Raw genomic sequence first — 22344 nt, forward strand, 5'->3', positions numbered from 1 at the left:
CCGAGGGCCCGGCGTCACGGCGGTGGGCGGCCGGGTTTCCGGGAAGAAGGTCAGAGCGCCGGCTCGGGCAGCTCTCCGGGCTTGACCACGACGACCTCGACGCGGGTGCAGCCGACGGCTTCCAGTGCACGCCTGCGCCTCGTGGCGGAACGCTTGTCGTATCGCCCGGCCGCGGCCTGCGCCGCGCCGTCCGGATCGGTCCACGTCAGGCTGTAACAGCGCTTCGCTGTCGACATGCAGCCGTCCTCTCTGCCACCGGCTCGCGCGGGTCCCCCCGACCGGTTCATGGTCCATACGATGCAGCAGCATCACACGCTTGGGACCGGACCGGAAGCACCAACCGGTGTGGCGGACATCATCACCTCACGACGTTCACCCGTGGCAGAACGTGCACGGACCGACGAACGGAGGGCGAAAAGCCGGATGCGTCCAGGTGTCGGCGGCCGGAACGGGGGGCACCACGGCTCGTCGCGGGGCCGGGCACCATCACCCGGCCCCGCAGAGCCCCCCGGCAGGCCGACTCCGCCGTCGGCGGTGCGTCAGCCGTTCGTCGTCGTGCCGATGTCGGCGATGTGGCCGTAGCGCTCCAGCAGGACGAAGAGCCTGGTCTTGTGGGTCGTCTCGCCGCTGCCGTAGGTCAGGGTGACCACGACCTCGTGCCCCATCCCCACGGCACCGTTGTCGGTCACCGTCCACCGCGCCGGGACGTTCTGGGCGCGCAGGACCCCGTCCTCCCCGTTCCGCTCCTCCCAGGCCGCCAGGCGCGTGGCGAAGTCGGACGTCAGATAGTGCGTACGGAGCGCTGTCGCGAGCCTGCCGTCCGGGTCCTCGTAGTCGCCCTTCGCGTCGATGTACGCGCCGTAGAAGTCCGCGACCCTGGTGACCGCCTGGCCGGTCGTGCCGCTGACCGACCGCGACGCGGCGGCGGACGCCTTCGCCGGGGCGTGGACGGCGGCCTGGGCCGACACCTGCGTCGAAACGCCGAGCCCAACCGCCAGGAGGAGGCCGGCGGCGAGGACCGCGCGGCGGCCCGGACGACGGTGTGCGTGGGTGGTGCTGCTCATGTGGGTCCCTCTTCCGGGTTCTGGTGGGTGTGCGGTCGCTCCGGGCCCGTTCCGGCTCTCGCGCCGGAGGCACCCGCCGACCCGTCACCACCCCTGTCCGGGTCCTGTGCGAGGCCCCGGGCATCCGGAACACACGGTGTCCCGGTACGTGGAGGTGGAGTGGGTGCCGTCGCGGTGCCTCGGGCGGGGCGGCTGCGGCCCCGGCCGGTGCGACACCCCGAGCTTCCAGCACGTCCGGAGGCCGCCACAACGCCTCCCGCCGGCCTGCAACGGTGGAACGATCCCACCCCCTTCGAACTGCGGAAAGGGCGGTCCCTGGGATGCGTGTCCGGGACGCGAAGTGTCGAATCCGGCAAGGCGGACGACGAATCCTGGCCGCGGTTATCCTCGCGACCGCCGTCATCGCCCCCGCCGGCCCGGCCGTCCGCCGCGCCCCACCGCTCCCGGCCTCGGCGGGCGACACGGAGCCGTCGCACCGGACCTCGGCAGACGACGCGCCGCCGGCATTTCCGACCCCGGCGGACGGCACCGCGCCACCGCACCAGAACCCGTCCCCGGCCCCGTCCCCGGCCCCGTCCCCGGCCCCGGCCCCGGCCCCGGCCCCGGCCCCGGCGAACGACACGCCGCCCCCACTCCCGACCCCGGCCGACGACACGCCGCCCCCGCACCGCTGACCTGCCGGTGCGGACGCCGACGCCGGTGCCCGTGCCCGTGCCGGTGCTGGCGTCGGCGTCGGCGTCGGTGCTCATGCCCACCGCTCATCGCCCCGGGAGCGACCTCGGCAGGCCGAACCACGGCAGCACGTCGTCGTCGAACCGGGTCATCGCCCCGATCCGATCCCCGGTGAGGGTGAGGACGTAGAGGCCGACCCCGCGGCTGACGCCGTCCGGCGAGCGGAGGTAGGCACCGAACGCCGGCTGGCCGTTGGCCCGTGCGGGGACGAGGTCGAAGCGGCGGCCGGCGTCGAACAGTCCGGCGCAGAAGCGGGCCACGACGTCCCGGCCCTGGTATTCGAAGGGCATCGGGGGCATCGACATGAAGACGTCGTCGGTCAGCAGCGTCACGAGGGCGTCGACGTCGGCCGACTCCCACGCGTCGACGAACCGGCCCACGATCGCCTCCTCCGCACCGGAGCCGGGGGCGGGAGGCGGCTCGTGCCCGGCGCGCGGTTCCTGATGGCGGCGCAGTCCCGCGCGTGCCCGCTTGAGGGCGCTGTCGACCGAGTCGACGGTCGCGTCCAGGACGTCGGCGACCTCGCGCGCCCTGAACCCCAGGACGTCCCGGAGGACGAGGACGGCGACCTGGCGGGGCGGCAGGACCTGAAGAGCGGTCACGAAGGCAAGGGAGATGGATTCGGTCCGTTCGTAGCGTGCCTCCGGACCGAGTGGTGCCTCGGCCGTGTCCTGCGGGAGGGCACCGGGAAGCGGCTGGAGCCACACGACCTCGCCGAGCCGGGTCGGCTCCGGGGGTTCGACGCCCGGCACGTCCCACTGCCTCGCCGGGCGCCGGCTCGCCGCACGGAGTGCGTCGAGACAGCGGTGGGTGGCGATCCGGTAGAGCCAGGTGCGCAGCGAGGCGCGCTCCTCGAAAGCGTCGAGGCCCTGCCAGGCGGCCAGCAGCGTGTTCTGCAGGGCGTCCTCGGCGTCCTCGAACGATCCCAGCATGCGATAGCAGTGGACCTGCAGCTCCCGTACGTGCGGCGCGGTCAGCTCCCGGAACGCCTCACCGTCCCCGTCCCGCGCCCTGTCGATCAGTTCGGCCGCCGCCATCGTCACCGTCTCCCTCTCCCTCTTTCGGGCCGTGCCGCTCTTCCATCCTGTACAGGCGCCGGCCGGGAGGAGAACCGGGCGGCGGGAAGGCGCCCGGTTTCGCGGGCCGGCGGCGCCTGTACCTCTGTGGCCGGCGACGGTGTCGGCGCGAGGAGGGATCGGACATGGGAAAGATCGTGATGAGCGGGCCGCAGAACGTGTCGCTGGACGGGGTGGTCCAGGACCCGGACGGAGCGGAGGGCTTCGAGCGGGGCGGCTGGTTCGGCAGGTTCGGGGGCGAGGACCTCGCCGCGTGGAGCGAGGTCGCGCTCGAGGAGGCGCTGCGCGCGGAGGCGTGGCTGCTGGGGCGCAGGAGCTACGCGTTCTTCGGGACGCGGTGGCGGCCCCGGAGCGGCGCGCTGGCGGACCGGCTGAACAGCATGCCGAAGTACGTGGTGTCCTCGACGCCGTTGGAGGCCGACTGGGACAACTCGACGGTCCTGAGCGGCGACGCGGTGACCGAGGTCGCGAAGCTGAAGGAGCGGCTGGACGGGGAGATCGTCGTGCCGGCCAGTCATCGGCTCGGCCGGACGCTGATCGAGCACGACCTCGTGGACGAGGTACGGCTGGTCGTCTTCCCGGTGGTGCTCGGGACCGGGGAGCGGTTCTTCGGCGACGGCACGCTCCTCGGCACGAAGCCTCTACGGCTGCTGGAGTCACGGACGATCGGTGACGGGCTCGCTTTCCTCACCTACGCGTTCGTCCACGGGGGCTGAGGGGCCCGCCTCCTCACCTACGCGTTCGTCCACGGCGGCTGAGGGAACCGGTCGGCAGGCCCGGTCACCAGGCGCCCGCCGGCCCGGCCGCCGCTGCTCCGCACGTCATTCCTGGGGCGCCTCGGGGATCTGGGCGGGGCCGTGGCGGTCGAGGGCGTCCTCCAGTTCCGCCCGGATGTCGTCCGGGATCTCGCCCTCTCGCCCCCAGACCAGGATCAGTTCGGCGACGTTGCGCAGCTTGATGTTGGTGTGCTGGGAGACGTCCTTCAGCACGGCCCAGCCCTGGTCCGGGGAGACGCGGCCGAGGGCGACCATCATCCCGATGGCCTGGTCCACGACGGCGTGCGAGGTGACGGCCTCCTTCAGCTGCTGCACCTCCGCCTCGAGCTCGAAGACGCGGTCGCTGTCGTCGTTCGCTCCACTGGATCCCGATGCCATGAGTCCATCCTCACCGACCCGACCGGTGCGATGCCACCAAGTGCAGGTGATTCCGCGCCGGGTGGCGGTGGGTGACGTGAACGTGTCGAGATCCACTGGCGTGGCGTACAACCATTCGCCGATCTCTGATCGTTACCCCAAGCGGGCCTAATGAGCTGGCAAAGTCCGCTGGTTGTGGGCTTGAATGCGGCTCGGCGCGCCCGTTGTCGTGGACGCGTCCATGAACGTATGAGGGTGGGGAAGAACGTGAAGTCAGTACCGGGACGTGTCCTGATGGGCATCTGTGCGACGGCGGTGCTCGCCTTGACGGCCGCGTGCGGCGGACAGGGCACCGACGGCGGCGACAACGCCGGCGGCGGCGCGTCGAAGAAGCCCGCGGCCAAGGCGAGTTCCGCCGCTCCCGAGGGTCTGAAGCCCCTCACCGAGGCGCAGTTGAAGCAGGCCGTGGTCACCACGGCGGACGTGAAGGGCTACCGCGTCGGCGACACCCCCGACGACGAGATCCCGGAGGTGAGCGTGCCCGCGAAGCCGGCCGGCTGCCAGGCGCTCGCCGACATGTTCCTGCTGAGCACCGATCCGCACGCGGCGGCCCGGGTGTCCCGATCGCTGACGAGTCTGACGGCCACCGACGGCCGGGTGCTGCGCGTGGGTCTGCTCGCGCACGAGGAGGCGGACGCCAAGAAGGTGGTCGGTGACCTGCGCGCCCAGAGCGGGACCTGCAAGGCCTACGAGCACACCGACTACCAGTACACGGGCGTCAAGGCCCTGAAGGCTCCCTCGCTCGGTGACGAGGCGGTGTCGTACTCGATGACCAGCGACATCGAGGGAACCAAGATCCCGGTGACCTACACGGTCGTCCGCAGCGGCTCGACCCTGGTCGTCTTCTCCGCGATGAGCGCCCTGGGCGGCAAGGCTCCCGAGATCCCGGCCGCTCTCGTCGCGGCACAGGTCACCAAGATCGAGAAGACCGCCTGACGGTCTCCGTCCGGCATGCGCTCCGGCCCCGCGGGCAGCCCGCGGGGCCGGCGATCTCCGTGGCCGGCCGCCCCCACGGGCCGGAACGCTCCTGGTCACCGGCCCCGTACCGGCTCACCGCGACGCCGTGGAACCCCGTCCCGCATGGTCAGACCCGGCCCATGGTGCGACGCTGGACGGGAGAGGTTTCCGCGGGTCACCGGGAGGGCCTATGGGACGCGACGTTCCGGCGCTGGTCTTCACCCGCGAGGACCGCAGGCGGTACCGGATCAAGATGCAGGAGTGTCTCGACGCCTTCGCGCAGATGCTGCGGGAGTCACGGTTCGACGCCGAGTGGCCCCGGGTGGGCCTGGAGATCGAGCTGAACCTGACCGACACCGAGGCCGAGCCCGCGATGCGCAACGCCGACGTGCTCGACGCCATCGCGGACCCCGCCTGGGACACCGAGCTGGGCCGGTTCAACCTGGAGATCAACATCCCGCCCCGGCGGCTGACCGCGGGTGGTCCGGACGCCTGGGAGGACGAGATCCGCGGCGCCCTGAACCACGCCGACGAGCGGGCCCGGACGGTCGGCGTCCATCTCATCATGATCGGCATCCTGCCCACGCTGCAGGAGAAGGACGTCGGCCCCGAGGCCCTGTCGGAGAACGCCCGCTACCGGCTGATCAACGAGCAGGTCTTCGCGGCGCGCGGCGAGGATCTGCTGATCGAGGTGGACGGGGTCGACCGGCTGCGGACCTACGCGGAGACCATCACGCCGGAAGCCGCGTGCACGAGCACGCAGTTCCATCTCCAGGTGTCTCCCGAGGAGTTCCCCGACTACTGGAACGCGGCCCAGGCGATCGCCGGGGTCCAGGTCGCGCTGGCGGCCAACTCGCCCTTCCTGTTCGGCAAGGAGCTGGCGCACGAGACCCGTATCCCGCTGTTCGAGCAGGCCACGGACACCCGCCCGGTGGAGATCAAGGCCCAGGGCGTACGGCCCCGGGTCTGGTTCGGCGAGCGGTGGATCACCAGCGTCTTCGACCTCTTCGAGGAGAACCTGCGCTACTTCCCGGCGCTGCTGCCGTTGTGCGAGGACCAGGACCCGACGCAGACGCTGGACCGCGGGGACACACCGGAACTGGCCGAACTCACCCTGCACAACGGCACGATCTACCGGTGGAACCGTCCGGTCTACGCCGTCTCCCGGGGCCTGCCGCACCTGAGGGTGGAGAACCGGGTGCTGCCCGCGGGCCCGACGGTCGCCGACACGCTCGCCAACGGCGCCTTCTACTACGGGCTGACCCGCGCCCTGGTGGACGAGGACCGGCCGGTGTGGTCGCGGATGTCCTTCTCCGCCGCCGAGGACAACCTGCACACGGCCGCGCGCCACGGCATGGACGCCCGGCTGTACTGGCCCGGGGTGGGCGAGGTCCCGGCGCCCGAACTCGTCCTGCGACGCCTGCTGCCGCTGGCGCACCGGGGCCTGGAGCGCACGGGCATGGACGCGGCCTGGCGCGAGCCGCTTCTCGGCATCATCGAGCAGCGGTGCGTCACCGCGCGCAACGGCGCGATCTGGCAGAAGGAGATGCTGCACCGGTTCGAGACGTCGGACCACTGCGGCCGGCACGAGGCCCTGCGGCGCATGACACGGCAGTACATCGACTACATGCACCTGAACGCACCGGTCCACACCTGGCCGGTGGACTGACCGGCTTCCCCTCCCGCGGCCCCGCTCCGAGGGGAAAGCGCGAGGGGCGTTCGCACCGATGAGAGGGGCGTACGGGCCAACAGACCGGCGGGGTCAGCCGGTTGCCGTCCCGGCCAGGGTCTCGCGGACGATCCGAACGGCGCGTTCGGTGTCGGCGCGGGTCACGTCCAGGTGGAACACGAAGCGGAGTTGACCGGGATAACCCCCGCACAGCACACCACGGCGCTCCAGCCGGTCACGGATCTCGTCGGTGTCCACCCCCGGGGCGGACCGCGCGAAGACCATGTTGGTCCCGCTGGGCTCCATGGTCAGGCCCGGCAGGTCCTGGAGGGCGTCGGCGAACAGCGCGGCGTTCGCGTGGTCGTCGGCGAGCCGCGTCACCTGGTGGTCCAGGGCGTACAGCGCCCCGGCGGCGAGCACACCGGCCTGACGCATCCCGCCGCCGAGGACCTTGCGCCAGCGCCGTGCCTCGGCCACGAACTCCCGTGATCCGACCAGCGCCGAACCGACGGGCGCGCCCAGGCCCTTGCTGAAGCAGACGGAGACGCTGTCGAAGTGGCCGGCGATGAGCCGCGCCTGCTCGTACGGGTCGCCGCCCGCGGCCACCGCCGCGTTGAACAGTCGTGCGCCGTCCAGGTGTGTGGCGAGTCCGTGGTCGCGGGCGACATGGGTCGCGGTCTTGAGGTAGTCCAGGGACACGGCCCGGCCGCCGATGGTGTTCTCCAGGCAGAGCAGCCGTGTCCGCGCGAAGTGCGCGTCGTCGGGCTTCACGGCCGCCGCGATGTCCCCCGGGTCCAGCGTCCCGTCCGCCCGGTGCGCGAGCGGCTGGGGCTGGATGCCTCCGAGCACGGCCGCGCCGCCGCCCTCCCACCGGTACAGGTGGGCCATCTGGCCGGCGATGTACTCGTCGCCGCGGCCGCAGTGGGTCAGCAGGGCGCACAGGTTGCTCTGGGTCCCTGAGGAGACGAACAGCGCGGCCTCGAAGCCGAGGAGCCCGGCGATCCGCTCCTGCAGCGCGTTGACGGTGGGGTCGTCGCCGAAGACGTCGTCGCCGACCTCCGCCTCCGCCATCGCCCGGCGCATCGCCTGGCCGGGCCGGGTGACGGTGTCGCTGCGCAGATCGACGAGGCGTCCGGGCTCGTCATGGGCGGCGGAGGCCGCCTCCTCGGCGGACGGGACCTCGACGGCGTGGGCGGCACGGGCGGCATCAGTGGTCGGCACACGCATACTCTGCCACGCCGGTGGGGGCATCGACTGCCGGGGTACTGCCGGACGATCACCGCACGCTCTGCCACGCCGGAGGTGGCCTCGAGGCCGGGGTGACAGCAGACGATCACCACGCGTACCTCCGCCACGCCGGAGTGGCGTCGGCTACCGAGGGTGGCCGCAGGGAATCACCCGCGGGACCTCAGCTCCCGTCGGTGGTGCCGGACGATCACCCTCGGGGCCTCAGCCCCGTCAGCGGTCCCGGACAATCACCTCGGGGCCTCAGTCCCGTCGGCGGTCCCGGACGATCACCCTCGCGACCTCAGCTCCCGTAGGACGTCCCGACCAGGACCCGCAGCGCCTTCACCAGCCGCGCCGCGTCCTGCTCGCCGAGCGGGGCGAGGAAGCGGCGTTCCGCCGTCTCGCGGGCCTCCTCCGCCTCCGCCCGCACCCGCACGCCTCGCTCCGTGAGCTCGACGACGTTGCGACGGCGGTCCTCCTCGCTGCGGCGCCGCTCCACCAGGCCCTTGGCCTCCAGCGCGTCGACGAGCGCGACCATCGTCGTACGGTCCACGCCGAGCCGCCGCGCGGCCTCCAGCTGCGACAGGGGGCGGCCCGCCGCAAGGACCGCGAGCACCGCCAGCTCCCGTGCGTCCAGCCCGTACGGGGCCAGCGCGGGCCCGGCGTGTTCGGCCAGCCGCATCTGTGCGTGCTTGAGCAGGTAGCCCAGCCGTGTGCCGAGCAACTCCTCGACCCCGGACCCGCTGTCGTCGTTCTCCGCCATTCCGGCATCGTAGTCGGCGACTGATAGTCATCAACACTGACGATCGGCTAGAGTGACGGTCATGCCCACTGACGAGAACCGGCACCCGCTGCGCTTCGGCCTGAAGACGACGCCCATGCACCTCTCCTACGACGAGATCCTCCGCGTCTGGGAAGAGGCCGACGACCTGCCCGAACTCGACGACGCCTGGCTGTGGGACCACCTGATGCCGCTGGCCGGACCGCCCGGCGGCGCCGTCCTGGAGGGCTGGACCCTGCTGGCGGCGCTGGCCGCCCGGACGACACGGCTGCGTCTCGGGCTGCTGGTCACCGCCAACACGCTGCGCGCCCCCGCCCACCTGGGGAAGATCGCCACCACGGTGGACGCCATCTCCGGCGGGCGCCTGGTCATGGGCCTGGGCGTCGGCGGCACGCGGCAGCCGGACGGCCCCAACCCGGCCGTCGCCGAGTTCGCCGCGTACGGGTTCCCGCTCCCGAGTCCCGCCGAGGGGCTCGCGCGGCTCACCGAGACGATCACCATCCTGCGCCGCATGTGGACCGAGGAGGTCTTCGACCACGACGGCCCCTTCACCACCCTGCGCGGCACGCGCAACGGCCCCGGCCCCGCCCGGCCCGGGGGCCCTCCGCTGCTGCTCGGCGGCTGGGGCGACCGCACACTGCGGATCGTCGCCGAGCACGCCGACATCTGGAACGTCCCCGGCCCGCCGCACAACAGCACCGAGTGGATCGCCGAGCGGGCCCGTGTCCTGGACGCGCACTGCGCGGCCATCGGCCGTGATCCCGCCGAGATCACCCGCTCCGCGCAGATCATCGTCGACCACTCCGACCCCGCGGCCGCCCGTGCGCACGTCCACGCCCTCGCGGCGGCCGGGATCCGGCACGTCGTGCTGGCGCTGCCCCGCCCCTATCCGGACAACGCGGCCCGCCGGCTCGTCGAGGAGATCGTCGTCCCGGTCCGCGAGAGCGGGATCGTGTGACCACTCCCCCGCCGGGCACCCATCCCCCTGGACGCACAACCCTGGGGACCGGCCGCTCGTCTGACCGACCGTGGCAGACCACGTGCACCGATGGGGTTTTCTCCGGGGCGCGGGCATCATCGTGCTCGCCGCGGCGGGGTTGTTCCTGACGGCCGGCGGCGTGTTCGGGCTGGTCGACGATCTCGCGCTCTCGGACAGGTTCGACTCCGCGGCCCCATGCGCGCGTTCCGACCGCGACGATCTCTACGCACCGTGCCTGCACAGGGTCACGGCCGTGGTCACCTCCACCGGCACCGAAGGACGAGGGGGCAGCGTCGTAAGGATCACGCTCACAGGGCCCGCGCCCGTCGGCGGGGACGTCCGGCTGGACGACCCGCCCGGCGCCTTCCGCGACGTGCGCTCCGGCGACCGCGTCGACGTCACCGTCTGGGCGGGGACCGTCCCGAGCATGACCGTGCACGGCCACACCCGCCGGACCGAGGACGCTCCCGAGACGAACCTGCTGATCGACGCGGGCCTCCTCATCGCCGGCGCTGCGATGTCGCTCGGCGGCCTCCACATGGCCTGGCTGTGGTTCTTCCGTCGGGAGCAACTCTCCGACGATCTCTCCGAGTTCAAGGCGGTCGGGGGCTGGGTCGGCGGCCAGTGCGTGCTGGCGATCCTCATCAACGCCCTTCTCGGTGTCGGCACCCTCACCGTGGTCCTGGTCCTCTGGGGCGCGCTCACGGTTCCGATGAGCCTCTACTTCTGGATCAAACTGCGTTACGACTGACCGAGGAGACCTGAAGTGGCCCCCGAACAGGGGCCGCTGACCCGGCCCCGGCCGCGTCGCCTTCGCGGCGCCCGGCACGCGTCCCCCGTACGCGTGCCGTTCGCCCGCCGTACGCCTTCTCCCTGTCTGATGACGGGCGGTCGTGAACACGACAGGGTGCAATCCGGCGTACGGATGCCATCCTGTGGGTCCACTTCCACCTCGGTCCGGTCGCACGTCCGGCGCCACGGGCTGACAACGTTGTCTTCCGGTGAGGCCGGACCGTGCGCGTGTACGAGCGACGCTGGAGAGGTCACGTGCCCATCAGATCCCGTTCCCGCCTGCACCTCGTGAGACCCGCGAGGACCGACCGCCGGCGGCACCGCCCGCTGCGCGCGCTGACCGCCGCGCTGCTCGCCGGGACGCTCGCCCTCGCCGTACCCGCGGCCGCTGGTCCGGCAGCCGCGGCCGCCGCCAAGTCCGCTTCCTCCGTGGGGACTTCGAGCGAGCCGTCCGACAGCACGGACCGTGCGGCGCTCGTCGACCCCTTCGTGTCGACCGCCGGCGACGACGGCAACGACCTTCCGGGCGCCCAGGCGCCGCACGGTCTGGCCAAGGTCAACCCGCTCACCGCACCGGACCGCAACCACTCCGGGTACGACTACGACGAGGACCACATCGCGGGCTTCACCGCCACGAACCTCGACGGAGTCGGCGGCTCGGGCGGTGGCGGCGACCTGCTCGTCGTCCCGACCTCGGTGCGCTACGACAAGCGCCCGGCTCCGAGCACGTACGCCCACGCCTACCGCCACGAGGACGAGACGGCGTCGCCCGGGTACTACCAGGTGGGGCTCGGGGCCCTCTCCGGCACCGGCTCCTCGGTGACGCAGGGCTCCGGCACGATCCGGGCCGAGATGGCCGCGACCACGCGCACGGCGCTGGAACGCTACACGTTCCCCTCCGGTGCGGCCCCCCAACTCGTCCTCGACCTCGCGAACAACTTCACCAGCCGGACCCGTTCGACGCTGAGGGCGACGACGCTCCCGGACGGGACGACCTCGATCACGGGCATCGTCGCGGGATCCTTCAACGGCGCGGCCTACCAGCTGTATTACGACGCGACCACGAACATCCCCGTGACCTCGCTGAGCAGTTGGGGCGGCGACGGCAAGCTGAGCGAAGCGACCACGCAGGACGGTACCGACACCGGCGCCGTCCTGGGATTCGACGCGTCCGCCGGGAACACCGTCGAACTGCGGATCACGCTGTCGCCGATCAGCGCAGAACAGGCTGCGGCCGACCAGCTCGCGGAGGTGGGCCGGCTCACCTTCGACCAGGCACGGGAGCGGACGCGGGCCGACTGGAACCGCGCCCTCGGCGCCGTCGACGTGCAGGCCTCCGCGACGTCCGACCCCGGGTCGACGCTCACCAAGGAGTTCTACACGCACCTGTACCGCATGTACGCGCTGCCGGTGAACGCGACCAGCACCAGCGGCACCTACCGCGGCGCGGACGGGGCGGTGCACCGGGCGAACGGCTTCACGTACTACGACGGCTGGTCCACGTGGGACGACTTCCGCAAGTACTCCGTCGAGGCGTACATCGATCCCGCCACCTACCGCGACATGATCCAGTCGCTCGTCGAACTCTTCGCCGACACACGGGCTTCCGGCACGTCCATCGGCAAGCTCACCCACTCGGTCCCGACCGTGCGCTGGGAACGCTCGGCCGTCCTGGTCGCCGACGCGCTGTCGAAGGGCTACAAGGACTTCGACCGGCTCGACGAGGCCTACCCGGCCCTGATGGCGTACACCGGGTACTACACGGGGGCGCAGCTGCGGCAGGGGTACGTCACCGGTGATCCCGGTACGACCGTCCAGCGCGGCTACGACCAGTGGGCCCTGTCCGTCATCGCGGACGCGCTCGGCAAGGAAGCGGACGCGAAGAAGCTGCGGGCCCAGGCGACGATGGCGATCGACCATCTCGTCCAACCCGGTGCCTGGACGGCGGCCGACGGTACCCGGGTCGGTCTGCTCACCCCGCGCGCCGCGAACGGCGACTGGCAGAGCGCCGACCACGAGAAGTTCGAGGCGGCCGGGCTCTACCAGGGCACTCTCTGGCAGTACCAGTGGTACGACGCGTACGACATGGGCGGGCTCGTCGAGGCCATGGGCGGCGCGAAGGCGGGCAGGGCTGCCGTGGAGCACATGTTCGGCGAGGACTCCGGGTCCGACGACGGCTCGGCCATGCTGCACTCCAACGCCAACGAGATCGACCTGCAGGCCCCGTACCTCTTCAACTACGTCGGTGAGCCGAGCCTGACGCAGAAGTGGGTGCGCGCCATCTACACCGGCACCACCTGGAACCGCTACATCGCGACCGGCTCCTCGAACGAAGCCCCCAGTTCCGGCGGCGAGTTCCGCCCGCCGGTCAGGACCCAGGTCTACAAGCTCTCGCCCCGGGGCTTCCTTCCGACGATGGACAACGACGCCGGCACCATGTCGACCATGTTCGTGGCCGCCGCCCTGGGCCTGTTCCCGGTGACCGCCGGGTCGAGCCAGTTCCAGATCGGCAGCCCGTTCTTCGACTCCACCACGATCCGCTACGCGAACGGCGCCCGGTTCACGGTGAAGGCCGACGGGGTGTCGTCCGACGCCTACTACATACAGCGCGCGACCCTGAACGGCACGCGGTTCGGCGACACCTGGCTCGACTACTCGCGGATCGTCTCCGGCGGCACCCTGGACTTCACCATGGGCTCCGAGCCCTCCGGGTGGGGCGCCGACACGAAGCCCGCGTACTCCCTGAACACCGACGCCGGCGGCACGGCCGGCGGCGGAACGGGCAAGGGCGACACGGTCGTCTCCGCCCGCCCGGGAACCCTCGCCATCGACCAGGACGGCACGGTCGACGGAGCTGTACGCCTCACGCTGACCGGTCCGGCGTCGTTCGCCGCGCGCAAGGGAACCAGCCTCACCAGGACCGGGGCGGCCACCGTGACGGGCCTCGCGGGCGGTGTCACGGCGGACCTCCGCGTCGACGGCCCGCGAACGGCGATGCTGTCGCTCACCGGGCGCGCAGAGGTCGACGCCCGCTTCGGCATCACGTTCCAGGACGCGGCCTTCGCCCACGGCGCCCGGGCCTCGAGCGTCCACGGCACCGGAGTGTCCCCGACCGACCCGCTCGTCCTGTCCACCGCCGCGGTGCACCGCAAGGCGCTCGGCACGTTCGTCGACCAGGCCTCGCTGGTGCGCGGCGGCGCCTACTCCGACGGCTCGTGGACCGTGTTCCTGGCGGCCCTCGAACGCGCGCGGACGATCCTCGCGGACACCGGCTCCACGACGGGCACGATCATGGCCGCGGACGACGCGCTGCACTCCGCCGCCGAGGCGCTCATCCTCGACGACGGCGGTTACGCGGTCCTCCAGGCGGAGGCCCCCGACCAGATGGAGGGCCCCAGCCTGGTGAAGGAGGCGTACTACTCGGACGGTGACCTCGGCGGGGTCACCGAGGGGGCGTGGGAGCGGTTCGACAGGCTGGACTTCGGCGGGGTGGCCCCGCGAAGCGTCACGGTCCGCTACGCCAACTCCCAGGCGGCGAACGCGAAACCGAGCAGCGTCGACATCCACGCCGGAACCGCCGACGGCCCTCTCGTCGCCACCGTCCCGCTTCCCGGAACCGGCGGCTGGCAGTACTACAGCACGGTGCGGGCGGCCGTCACCGACCCGGACGCCCTGCTCGGCGCGTCGAGCGCGACGTTCGTCTTCCACGCCCCGTCCGGGCAGCCGTGGGTCTCGAACTTCGACTGGTACCGGTTCTCCCCGGACGAGGCTTCCACGACCGCCCCGGTCGGGTTCGACGCCACCGCGTTCCGCGCCGGCAGCGGCGGCGGGCTCAAGAGCGAGCCGGCCGGCTGGAGCGGCGCGGGTTCCACCACCGACCTCGGCGGCACGTACGACGGAGCGTGGCTCGACTACGGGGACATCGACTTCGGCGGCTCCCCGAAGAACACCGTCACCCTCACCTACGTCAACAACTCCGCCCGCTGCGGCACCGGTTCAGCCGTCCAGCTCTACCTGGACGCCTTCGACCCCGCCTCCCCCGGCACCCCGTACGCGACCGTCCCGCTGCCCGTCACGGGGGCCGCGTGGTCCTCGGGCGGCACGACGAGCCTGGCACTGCCCACGCCGATCACGGGCACGCACGCCGTCCACCTGCGGCTGGTGACGACTCCGGACACCTCGCACCCCTACGTCGCGAACCTCGGCCGGATCACCTTCGACCGCACCGACGCGCCCGCCGTCACGGACAAGTCCGCCCTGAACAGGGCGATCGAGCGGTACGCCGGACTCTCCGACCACGCCGAGCGCTACGACACGATCGACTTCGGCGTGTACCGGCGCGAACTCGCCGCCGCCCGCGCCCTGGTCGCCGCCGACGACGCGACCCAGCCGGAGGTCGACACCGCCACCCGCGGCCTGACGCTCGCCGCCGGGCAGCTGGTCCCGCTCCCCCGGCTGCGGCTCGAGACCCTGGTCGCCACCGCGTCCGGCCTCGGCGACGACCGCTACACGGAAGCGTCGTGGCAGACGTTCACCGACGCGCTCGCCGAGGCGAGGACCGCGGTCGCGGACGAGGCGGCCACCGACGACACCCTCGGCGCACGCTACGCCGCGCTCGACGGGGCCATGGCGTCCCTGGCCACCCGGCCCAAGGAGGTCCCGGCCACGCCCGAGGCCGTGTCGGCGACCTCCTCCGGCTCGAGCGTGACCGTCGCCTGGTCCGCCCCCGCGGACACCGGCGGCTCGCCCGTCACCGGCTACAGGGTCACGCTCGACGACGGCCACCGGGTCGACATCCACGACCCGGACAGCCGGCGCACCACCTTCACCGGGCTGCCCGCCGGCCGCTCCTACACGGCCCGGGTCCGGGCGGTGAACGCCCTCGGCTCCTCGCGGCCGAGCCCCGCCACCGCACCCGTGGCGACCGGCGGCGCCGCGCCGCAAGAGCCGACCGTCACCGGCGTGTTCACCGACGGCGGGCGGGTCCGCGTGACCTGGCGGCCCGCCGGTGACGGCGGATTCCCGGTCATCGGCTACACCGTGGCCCTCGACGACGGCACCACCGCACACGTTCCCGCGACGGCGGACACGGCCCTGCTCTGGACGACGAAGAGGGCGGGAGCCCACACTGCGACCGTGACCGCGGTGAGCCTGGCCGGAACCTCGGACGACCCCGCGACCACCGACCCGGCCCCCTCCGCGAACACCTCCGACCCGGTGTACGTGCCGTCCCCCTTCCCCGACGACGTACTGAACGCGGCCTACCCGTCCGACAGTTGGCCGACGACCGGCGGCGGGAACGGCTACTTCGAGAGCATGCTGGACGGTTTCCGGAACCTCGGCCCGACCGTCCTCGGGACGAACGCCAAGGTTGCCGCCGGCACCGCGCCCGGCGCGGAGAACGACCGGACCGCCGTACGCATCAACAACGCGGCGACGCAGCCCCAGGTGGACCGGGCCGAGGTCGACGCGACACACAGCGCCACCGTCACGCTGGCCGACGGACTCGGCTCCCGGCTCGGCCGGATCTACGAGAACGCGCTGGCCGACGGCCGACTGCCCAGGACCAGCGCCCTGTTCTCCCGCGTCACGAAGAACCTCGACGGGGTCGACGCGGCGAAGAACCACTACGGCTACCCGCGTCCCTACGTGCGGCTGGGCTTCGTCGGTGACGGCGGTGCCGTCTACGAGTCGCAGGACGGCTCCTATACCGGCCTGGCGGCCGGCGGCTCGTACCCGAGCGGCCACACCTACGGCGGCTACGAGGCCGGGACCGTCCTCGCCACGCTCCTGCCCGAGCTGGCACCGTCGATCCTCGCGCGCACCTCGGAGTACGGCGACAACCGCGTCGTCCTCGGGTTCCACTACCCGCTGGACGTCATGGGCGGCCGCATCACCGGCCAGGCCACCGTGGCGCACCGATGGGCCGACCCGGAGTTCCGCAAGCTGCTGATGCAGGCCCACACCGAGATCCAGGGCGTCCTGCTCGCGCAGTGCGAGCAGGACGGGTACGGCGACACGCTCGCGGCCTGCGCGGGCGACCCGTACGGCGGTCTGAGCACCGCGCAGGACGTCGGCCTGTACACCCAGCGCCTGACCTACGGGTTCTCGCAGGTCGCGAAGCCCGGGCAGGCCCTCAGGACGCCGTCCGACGCGGCGGCCCTGCTGATCACGGCCTTCCCCGACCTCAGCGCCGAGCAGCGCACCGAGGTCCTGGAGCAGACCGCGACGGACTCGGGCTACCCGCTCGACCTCACCGCGGACGGCGGGGCGAGCTGGCAGCGGATCAACCTGGCCGCCGCGATGGCCGCGCACGTCGTCGTGGGCGCCGACGGATCGGTGACGGTGACGAACTTCGCGGACGCCACCGGGGCGAGCGTCGCCGACGCCGACGCGATCACGGTGGGCGGCGCCCCGATCGACGGGTTCGATCCGGACGTGTCCACGTACGTCGTCGACTGGCCCAGGAACAAGGGGGTCCCGCCCGTCTCCGCCGTACCGGCCCGGTCGGACGCTCGGGTGAAGGTCACCAAGGGCGGTTCGGTCCTCACCTCGCCCGGTGCCGGGTTCACCACCCGCAGGATCCGGGTGACCTCGGCGAACGGACGGGTCACCCGGACCTACACGGTCGGATTCCGGTCGACGGACCGGGAAGGGCGGCCGGTCCCGGCCGACGGGATCGGCGGGATCGGCGCGACCAGCGGGACCACCGGGATCGGCAGTGACCGTGGCGGATCGGTCGCCGGGTTCTGGCCGGCCGGAGACGCCGGTACGGGCTCGGGCGACGGCACCGGACGGTGGTCGCCGGCGACCGAGTGGGCGCGGCGCACGGGCATCCTGGGCGTGATCGGCGGAGGTGATCGGCGGTAGGCGGCCCCGAGACGCCTCCCGGTCGCTAGAAACCGATCGCTTCGCGGAGCAGCAGGACGGTGACGCGGCCGGGCCGGGGTTCCGCGTTGAGGACGAGGAGGCGGTTGAGCGCGCTGGGCACTCCGTAGACCTGCCTGGCGCGTTCGTCCTCCAGCGGGACGCAGTACTCGTCGACGCGGCGCAGTGCCGTGTCCAGATCGGGCACGACCTTCTGCGCTCCCACGACCAGGACCACGCGGAGCGCGGCGCCCGCGTAGGCGGGCAGCTGGCTGCCGCTGGCCGAGGCGGCCACGAGGGACCCGGTCTCGGTGACCGCGCAGACACTGCCCACGACGGCGTCGGGGCAGGCGAGCATCCGCCAGATCTCGGCCATCTGGGTGGCACGGTCCATGGCCGTCCCGCGTTCCTTCACGGAGTCGTACCTGCCGCCGGCGTTGATGTCCTGGTCGATGCCGGACAGACGGAGGGTCTCGCTGGCCGCGGTGAACACGGCGCTGCCCGCGGGGATCAGGTCCTTGACGCGGGCTCGTGCGGCGGAGGCGTCGTCGAGGATCTCGACGTCGAAGTTCCGCTCCTTGAGCGCGGCGGCCACCCGTTCCAGTCGCTCGTCGGTCGCGGCGGCGGTGAACGGCGTCGTTGTCGTCGCCTGCGCCGCCGCTGTGGTGTGTGTCGTCGGGGTGGCCGGTGTCGAGGCAGTCATGGTGTCTTCGCTCCTGATGTGCGCCGGACGATGTGTCGGTCTCGTCTGTTCGACAGCGCAGCCCGGCGGAATGTGAGGCGCGGGCCGGAGGGTCGGCGGGGGCCCGGCTCCGGACGCTCGACGGGGCACGGCTCCGTACCGCTCGACGGGGCACGGCTCCGTACCGGTCGACGGGGGCACGGCTCCGTACCGGTCGACGGGGGCACGGCTCGGACCGATGAGGTGCGCGGTGGCACTCCGGCGGGGTGCACTCTCGGGGGTCTGGCGGGGTGCCCGGTGGGGTGTTCGGCGACGCCCCGCCTCACATTCCGGTGTGCTGTTCTGTCGTATGGGTGAGAGCACACGCGCGACCGAGGGAGCTGCAGGCACCATGACCACCCGATCCGACCCGGGGCACGGCCACCCCGATCCCGGCCTGGACGCGGTGATGAGCGAGCGGCGTCACCTCGTCAATCTCGCCTACCGGCTGCTGGGTTCGCTGACGGAGGCCGAGGACGCCGTCCAGGAGACGTACACCCGCTGGTACGCCATGTCCCGGCAGCAGCAGGAGGCCATCAAGTCTCCCGGCGCCTGGCTCACGACGGTCGCGAGCCGTGTCTGCCTCACCGTGCTCGGCTCGGCTCGCGTCCGGCGGGAGACGTACGTGGGTGAGTGGATCCCCGAGCCGCTGCCCGGGGGCGCGGAGTGGATCGGCGGACGGCAGGGGGGCGCGTCCGTCGACCCCGCGGACCGGGTCACCCTGGACGAGTCGGTCAGCCTGGCGTTCCTGGTCGTGCTGGAGTCGATGACCCCGGCCGAGCGGGTCGCGTTCGTCCTGCACGACGTGTTCTGCCACTCCTTCGCCGAGGTGGCCGAGATCGTCGGCCGTACGCCGGGGGCGTGCCGCCAGCTGGCGTCCTCGGCCCGCCGCCGGGTCCGGGCCGCGCGGCCGTCCGCGGGCGTGGCGAGCGGCCGTTCCGATGTGGTCGGCGCGTTCAAGGTGGCGTGGGAGGCGAAGGACATCGAGGCCCTCATCGGGCTGCTCGACCCCGATGCGACGGCGACCGCGGACGGGGGCGGTCTCGCCACGACCTTCCTGCACCCGATCGTGGGCGGTGAACGGATCGCGCACGCCTGGGCCGAGCTCGCTCGCCGCAGGCCCGCCGACACGGTGCTCCTGGAACGGACCGTCAACGGCCGGCCGGGGCTGGTGGCTCAGCAGGACGGGGTCACCGTGACGGTGTTCGCGTTCGAGGTCGTGGGCGACCGGATCAGGAACATCTGGGTGATGCGCAATCCGGAGAAGATCGGGAGGTGGACCACGGGGTGGCACCGGGGTCCACCGACACGCGTACGTCCGCTCCCGGAGCCCTCCTGACGCCCGCCCGGGCCGCCTGACACACGCGCTTCCGCCCCTCGGGCCGCCCTGACCCCGGGTCGTCCTGACGCATGGGTCGGCGGCGCGCACGGGTCGGCCGGCGCTCGCGGTGCCTGGTGCCGTCGGCCGGCCCGCCCCGAGGCGGGCCGGCCGACGGTCCCCGCTACGACGCGTGGAGCGTGTAGTGGCCGGAGGTGTGGGCGGTGAGGCGCCAGCCGCCGGGCCGCCGCTCCGTCTTGATACCGGTGAGACCGTGGCCCGTGGCCTCGGGGCGGTCCGTGCCGGGGACCCACACGTCCAGGATTCCCGTCCCGGAGCCCGACAGCCGCAGGTCCCGTCCGCCGGCCGAGGACCGCAGGGAGTCCAGGCGGCCGGGGGCGCTGCGCGGGTACGCCTGGGACAGTCCGGTGATCTCGAAGGCCGGGCTCGCCAGCGGCTTGCCCTCGGGGCAGGTGGTGAGCACGACGCCGCCGCCCGAGGTGCTGGCCGCGGGGTCGTTCTGGGGGTCGCCGCAGGCCTTCTTCCACACCCAGATCGCCGAGCCGAGGACGTCCTCGTTCTGCCGTTCCAGGAAGCGGCCGAAGCGGGAGCGGAAGTCGTCGGGTTCCCCGAACCATCCCCACTCGCCCGACCACAGGGGAGCCCCGTACGCCCGTGCGGTGCGCTCGGCGGTGGTGTAGCCCTGTTCGATCGAGGTCAGCGTGATGCCCAGGCCCTGGTCCATGGTGATCGACTCGCTGTACAGGTGGGGCGAGAACACGAGCAGCGGGTCGTCGGAGAACCCGACCGGCGGGGTGGTGTCGAAGCCCAGGCCCGACCAGAGGATCGAGGGCTCGAAGAAGACCAGGTGGTGGAAGCTGCCGGGGACCTTGGACTCCGCGGTCCGGATCGAGGTGATCGCCTGCTGGTAGAGGCGCCCGAGCAGGATCGAGGACGTCACGCCCGGGGCGTTTCCGGGACCGGGCTCGTTGAGCAGGTCGTACCCGGCGACGGCGGGCTCGTCCGCGAACGTCTTGGCCAGGTGGCCCCACGCGCGGGCGAACTCGGTGCCGATGCCGTCGGTGTCGTTGTAGAGGTTGGTGAACGCCTGCTGCACATTGGGCGCGAGGTCGCGGCCGAGGAAGCCGCAGGCCTTGGCTCCGTCGGTGCGGGTCGCCCACTCGGGAGCGCCGTCGTTGCCGAACTCCGGTGAGGCGTTGGCGCGGCAGCGGGTGCCCGGCTCGGCGCTGACGTACTTCGAGTACGTGTCCTGGTGCATGTCGAGGACGGTGTGGATGCCGTGGGCGGCGGCCTGCCGGACGGCGGTGCGCACCCGCTCCAGGTATCCCTCGTCGAACTCGCCGCGCTTCGGCTCCAGCGCCGACCAGGACAGGGCCAGCCGCTGGACGTCGAACCCGTACCGTGCCATCTGGGCATAGTCGGAGTCCTCCAGCGGCCGCACGGTCGGCTTGGCCGGGTCGGGCTGTCCGTAGTCGATGAGCTGGTTGACGTTCACGCCGCGCAGCAGCACTTGGCGTCCGGTGCTGTCGCCGATGACCGGGTCCTGTCCCTCGTGGCGCAGCACGGTGAGCGGCAGCAGGGCGTTCCGGTCGCGGGCGGCGGCCTGGGTCGGCCCCTGCACGGAGGCGACGCCCGTCGGGCTTCCCGGTGCCAGGGTGCCGGCGGCGAGCGCCAGCACGGCGGCGACGGCCACGGGCGGCGCCCAGCGGACGGCACGGGCGAGACCGCCTCTCTCGGCCGCGGGCTCCCGTCTGCGCCGCCACGCCATTTCCGCGACCCAGGGCACGCAGACGACACCGGCGCACACGCCGGCGGTCACGCCCTCGGCGACCCGTGTGAGCGCGGACGCCACGGGGAACAGGGCCCCGCCGAATCCGTTCAGGGCCGCGTCGAGCAGCCACAGGGGTACGAACCCGAGCACGCCCGCAACGGTGAGTGTCGTGGCGAGGGCCCACAGGGTCGCGCCGGTGCCGGCGTGGGTGAGTGCGGGCGCCACCGCGCGGCGCCAGAGGGCGATTCCGGCGAGCACGGCGGTGACGCCGGCGATCAGCGTGGCGACGCCGAGGCCGCCGGGTATCGGTCCGGCCGCCCAGGCGAACATGCCGGTGCCCGCGTGGAGGGCCACGGCGGCACCGGCGGGCAGCCACGCGAACCCGGCGATCTCGTTGATGTCGGCACCTGAGGGGGTGTCGGAACCCGGGGCGGTGTCGGTCCGTGAGGTTTTGTCCGTAACAGCGGTGTTGCCAGTAACCGCGGTGCTGCCGGTGACCGCGGTATCGCCGGCACCCGAGGCGATGTCCGTACCCGGCGCTTCCGAGGCACCCTCGCCGCCCTTGCGCTCCTCGCCCTGCTTGCGTCGCTCCCCGGCCGTGCGCCCGAGGCGCCACACGCCGATCCGGTACGCGGCGGCCGCCACGCCCGCGACCAGCGGCCCGTACACGGCGTACTTCGCGCCGGTGAGACCGCACTCGCCGAGCAGCGCCCCGGCCGTCGGGAAGATGTGCAGCCCCGCAGGTCCGGCGATGGCCAGCAGCAGGGCGCTGTAGGCCAGTTTGGCCAGGAACGCGACGAGGATCAGGCTCGCCCAGACGGCGCCGAACACCCAACGCGCCTTCGCGGCAGGGGCCGCGGCCCGCACCACCCGGTGGACGGCCGCCGCGCTGCCGCCGATCAGCAGGGGAAGGAACACGACCGTGGCCCACGCCGGGCTGGTCGCGTTGCCGGGCAGGAATCCCGCGTCCAGCCAGTTCTCCGGGGCGAACAGTCCGGTCCCGTCGGCATGGCCGAGGACGGCACAGAGGACCGCGAGAACGACCACGGTGGTGAGGGAGGCGATGCCGGCAAGCCGACGGCCGCCGCGCTGATCATCGGCTGGGAGCATGGATGGAGAACATAGGGCAGTGTGAAGGTTCTGCGAAAGCCCTGTGAGCAGGAATTTTCCCTGATA

The 22344-nt window shown here is 72.6% G+C and carries 15 protein-coding genes; 7 read left to right on the top strand and 8 right to left on the bottom strand.

Translation table 11 applies throughout. The features are described from left to right. Window positions 1–50: 50 nt before the first annotated feature. From IO36_RS13780 to IO36_RS13790, 3 genes are all read right to left on the bottom strand, one after another. On the bottom strand, window positions 51–236 hold the full coding sequence (locus tag IO36_RS13780; RefSeq protein ID WP_037619775.1) for a hypothetical protein: 186 nt from the start codon (window positions 234–236) through the stop codon (window positions 51–53). A gap of 303 nt (window positions 237–539) precedes the next feature. Further along, a complete protein-coding gene (locus tag IO36_RS13785; RefSeq protein ID WP_037619777.1) occupies window positions 540–1064 on the bottom strand; it encodes a hypothetical protein in 525 nt (174 codons plus the stop codon). A gap of 758 nt (window positions 1065–1822) precedes the next feature. Continuing rightward, window positions 1823–2833 (bottom strand): sigma-70 family RNA polymerase sigma factor, encoded by a 1011-nt coding sequence (locus IO36_RS13790; protein WP_037619778.1) that lies wholly within the window; start codon window positions 2831–2833, stop codon window positions 1823–1825. 164 nt (window positions 2834–2997) lie between these two features. On the opposite strand from IO36_RS13790, the gene IO36_RS13795 reads away from it, so the two are divergent. After that, window positions 2998–3588, top strand: coding sequence for a dihydrofolate reductase family protein (locus IO36_RS13795; protein ID WP_037619779.1), 591 nt, complete (start codon window positions 2998–3000; stop codon window positions 3586–3588). Window positions 3589–3693: 105 nt separating this feature from the next. On the opposite strand, the gene IO36_RS13800 is transcribed toward IO36_RS13795, so the two are convergent. After that, complete coding sequence (locus IO36_RS13800; RefSeq protein ID WP_037619780.1) at window positions 3694–4026, bottom strand: ANTAR domain-containing protein; 333 nt, start codon at window positions 4024–4026, stop codon at window positions 3694–3696. Between the two features lie 246 nt (window positions 4027–4272). Between IO36_RS13800 and IO36_RS13805 the strand changes: the two genes are divergently transcribed. Both IO36_RS13805 and IO36_RS13810 read left to right on the top strand, forming a co-directional pair. Then, a complete protein-coding gene (locus IO36_RS13805) occupies window positions 4273–5001 on the top strand; it encodes a hypothetical protein (RefSeq protein ID WP_158997340.1) in 729 nt (242 codons plus the stop codon). Between the two features lie 211 nt (window positions 5002–5212). Beyond that, a complete protein-coding gene (locus tag IO36_RS13810) occupies window positions 5213–6691 on the top strand; it encodes a glutamate-cysteine ligase family protein (RefSeq protein WP_037619782.1) in 1479 nt (492 codons plus the stop codon). A gap of 93 nt (window positions 6692–6784) precedes the next feature. On the opposite strand, the gene ltaE is transcribed toward IO36_RS13810, so the two are convergent. Together ltaE and IO36_RS13820 are read right to left on the bottom strand one after the other, a co-directional pair. Further along, window positions 6785–7912, bottom strand: coding sequence for a low-specificity L-threonine aldolase (gene ltaE, locus IO36_RS13815; protein WP_245173260.1), 1128 nt, complete (start codon window positions 7910–7912; stop codon window positions 6785–6787). A gap of 307 nt (window positions 7913–8219) precedes the next feature. Next, entirely contained in the window at window positions 8220–8681 is a 462-nt protein-coding gene (locus IO36_RS13820) for a MarR family winged helix-turn-helix transcriptional regulator (protein ID WP_037619783.1), read from the bottom strand. A gap of 61 nt (window positions 8682–8742) precedes the next feature. Here IO36_RS13820 and IO36_RS13825 point away from each other — a divergent pair, with 61 nt between their 5' ends. The 3 genes from IO36_RS13825 to IO36_RS13835 all read left to right on the top strand — a co-directional run bounded on the left by IO36_RS13825 (window position 8743) and on the right by IO36_RS13835 (window position 17340). Continuing rightward, window positions 8743–9657: an LLM class flavin-dependent oxidoreductase gene (locus tag IO36_RS13825; protein WP_037619953.1), complete on the top strand. Its 915-nt coding sequence runs from the start codon at window positions 8743–8745 to the stop codon at window positions 9655–9657. 70 nt (window positions 9658–9727) lie between these two features. After that, window positions 9728–10429: a hypothetical protein gene (locus IO36_RS13830; protein ID WP_158997342.1), complete on the top strand. Its 702-nt coding sequence runs from the start codon at window positions 9728–9730 to the stop codon at window positions 10427–10429. Window positions 10430–10725: 296 nt separating this feature from the next. Continuing rightward, a complete protein-coding gene (locus IO36_RS13835) occupies window positions 10726–17340 on the top strand; it encodes a glycoside hydrolase domain-containing protein (protein ID WP_037619786.1) in 6615 nt (2204 codons plus the stop codon). 25 nt (window positions 17341–17365) lie between these two features. On the opposite strand, the gene IO36_RS13840 is transcribed toward IO36_RS13835, so the two are convergent. Continuing rightward, window positions 17366–18040: an LUD domain-containing protein gene (locus tag IO36_RS13840; RefSeq protein WP_078943172.1), complete on the bottom strand. Its 675-nt coding sequence runs from the start codon at window positions 18038–18040 to the stop codon at window positions 17366–17368. Window positions 18041–18410: 370 nt separating this feature from the next. On the opposite strand from IO36_RS13840, the gene sigJ reads away from it, so the two are divergent. Continuing rightward, on the top strand, window positions 18411–19397 hold the full coding sequence (sigJ, locus tag IO36_RS13845) for an RNA polymerase sigma factor SigJ (protein ID WP_051900412.1): 987 nt from the start codon (window positions 18411–18413) through the stop codon (window positions 19395–19397). Between the two features lie 163 nt (window positions 19398–19560). Here sigJ and IO36_RS43065 read toward each other — a convergent pair whose 3' ends face one another. Further along, window positions 19561–22278, bottom strand: a complete 2718-nt coding sequence (locus tag IO36_RS43065) for a glycoside hydrolase family 5 protein (protein ID WP_051900414.1) — start codon at window positions 22276–22278, stop codon at window positions 19561–19563. Window positions 22279–22344 lie beyond the last annotated feature (66 nt).

The organism is Streptomyces aureus, from assembly GCF_000725495.1.
GTDB classification, from domain to species: domain Bacteria; phylum Actinomycetota; class Actinomycetes; order Streptomycetales; family Streptomycetaceae; genus Streptomyces; species Streptomyces aureus_B.